Below are 2,462 nucleotides of genomic sequence, written 5' to 3' on the forward strand. Positions count from 1 at the left end.
AGGAGGCCCTGCCTCTATGCATCCGCAGGCCCGTGATCACCCGATCGAGACTCCCGTTCGATCGGCAAGCGCCCTGATCGGTACGACAACGGCTACTAAGCCCGACCTTCGCAGGTCGTGGGCCTCTGGCGCCGGTCCTCAGAACTGCCTCGCAGACCCCAACGGTTGCGAGAGGAGTTCCCTCATTTGTGAGACGGCCGAACCGGAACCGGCGCTACCGCCATCCGCCTGGCCGATTGGTCCCCAAGGCCGATCCCCGACGCCGCCTTCCAGGTCGCCCGCCCCTCCGCCCACGAGCCATGGATGACAGGCACCCTCGTCTACTCCGAGCCCTTCTGGGCCTTCCACTGCGTCGGCCTCCGCGACCCTGCGGCCGAAGGCCGACCGGACCCGCCAACTGAGCTGCCCTGACGCCCTCTTGTGGGCCTATCTAGACTGCAGACATGGCTTCTGACGCTCCGTTAAGACATGGGTCAAGCTCAACCGACCTGGTTTCCGAGCAGAGCGCCCTCGGCGGCCCTCCTTCGATCACCGTCACGCTGCTCGCCGCCGGGGTGGCGTTCCCGGCCGCGATGTTGCTGGTGACGATTCCGCTGGCGTTCTTGATAGGCGATTTCCTTCCCGCACTCCTGATCACCCTCGGGCTGATCGCCGTCGGGTGCCTGATCTTCCGTGCGGTTCTGGAGTGGGACCTCCGCAGGCAGGTCACCCGAGTGGAGTTCGCACCAGCCGGCACGCCGACCTCCCTGCGCCTCGTCAGGGTGTGTGGCGCAGATCAGCACCTCCCCATCACCGACCTGCTGATGATCGAGGTCACCCAGGTGACCGTCGAGCCGTACTTTGGCGACCCGCTGCCGAGAAGAGTCCACCTCCAGACCGAATTCCTCCTGCGGACCGGCCGGGAGAAGCGGATACCGAACAGGTCCGGCCCGGACCCACAGCCCCTGGTAGACGCCCTGACAGAGCTGCTGGCCCCGCTCGACGTGCCGGTGGAGCTGAAGACCGAGCGGACAGTCCGCAAACGCCAACGCGACTCGTATCACGGCAAGTGGGGCCCCTGAGCTGACCCGAGGCGGCCGGCCCCTCGCCGGCCGCGCGTCGGCCGGGTCCCCTGGGCCGTGCGCCGGTGCGGCCTTGGGGGCCAATCGGCCAGTGTCCCATCTCATTCGATCTTGCTCATGAGTGGGCTCCTGAACAACTCGATGAAGCACAAGCCGACCACCCGGTCGTTTTTCTTCTTCCATTGTAGCGAGAACTGAAATCTCGCGCCGTCTTGTTCTTGCTGTTTCCGCCGTCTGTTTCCGGGAAGGAACCTTCGAGGGGAGGCCCTCTTCCCCCGTAGAAAACAGCACAATCGACTGCTTTCCGGAAGGATTTCCGTGCCTGCTCGCCGCATCATGACGATGCTCGCGTCCACATCCCTGGCTGTGACCGCCCTGCTGGGGTCATCCCCGTCCGCCCAGGCGGACGACCCCGTCTTCTGCGGGATCCCTGTCGGCGGAGCGATCCTCGCCAAGTACAAGGACTACAACTACGACCGGGGATTTCTCGGCTGCCCGAAGACGACCGAGCTGGTCAACCCGGACGGCGTCGGCCGTAGGCAGGAATTCACCGGGGGAACCGTCTACTGGAAGCCCGCTACGGGCGCCCATCCCGTTGGGGGCGCCATCGGCGCGAAGTGGGCGGACAAGAACTGGGAGTCCGGTCCGCTTGGGTACCCCACGTCGGACGAGCTGGCGAACCCCGACGGATTCGGCCGCCGTCAGGAGTTCGAAGGCGGCTCCGTCTACTGGGCGTCCGCCTACGGCGCGCACCCCGTATGGGGGAAGATCGGGAAGCTGTGGGGGGATTACGGCTGGGAGGGCGGGTCGTTCGGATATCCCACCTCGGACGAGAAAACCGACACTGCGACGAACCAGACGTACCAGAATTTCTCCAACCGGCAGAGCACGCTGTTCTGGAGTTCCGGACACCGGGAGGAGGGATGTTCGGGAGAATGCACGGGCTATCTGAGCGAGGCCGCCACGGACTGGTTCAAACAGGTGCGCGTCGAGATCCCCGCCGCTTTCCCGAACGAGGTGGTCATCCGCGCCTATCCGACGGACGCAGGATTCCGCAACGCGGTCGGTGATCTCGGCGGCGCCTGGGACCAGCTGTGGACGATGGCGCCGCCCCCGCAGCAGCTGTCCGTCCAGTCGAAGTACAACTCGGAGTATGAGCAGTTCATCTGCCATGCGAATTTCGTCTTCCCGGATCCGCTCAATTCCTCGGGGTGGAGCACGGGCGACAGCTGGGATGTGGAGTCCTGGCGCGCCGACGTAGGGACCAGCAACGCACTGTCTCCCGTCTTCTTCGCGCTGCACCAGTGCAACTGGGATCCGCAGAACCCGAGCTAGACAGAAACGGCCGCCAGCATTCCGTGCTGAAGTCGGAGGCCAAGCGGTCTTAGGAAGACAACTTAC

2 protein-coding genes are annotated in these 2,462 nt (G+C 65.2%); both read left to right on the forward strand.

Going from position 1 to position 2,462, the window contains the following annotated elements:
* Nucleotides 1-443 precede the first annotated feature (443 nt).
* Nucleotides 444-1,061 carry a hypothetical protein gene (locus tag ABD369_RS36470; RefSeq protein ID WP_344640944.1) on the forward strand — a complete coding sequence of 206 codons (618 nt, stop codon included), beginning with the start codon at nucleotides 444-446 and terminating at the stop codon, nucleotides 1,059-1,061.
* Between the two features lie 318 nt (nucleotides 1,062-1,379).
* Nucleotides 1,380-2,396 (forward strand): hypothetical protein, encoded by a 1,017-nt coding sequence (locus ABD369_RS36475; protein WP_344640945.1) that lies wholly within the window; start codon nucleotides 1,380-1,382, stop codon nucleotides 2,394-2,396.
* The last annotated feature ends 66 nt before the right edge of the window (nucleotides 2,397-2,462 follow it).

The sequence above is a fragment of the Kitasatospora cystarginea genome, from assembly GCF_039533515.1.
Taxonomy (GTDB): domain Bacteria; phylum Actinomycetota; class Actinomycetes; order Streptomycetales; family Streptomycetaceae; genus Kitasatospora; species Kitasatospora cystarginea.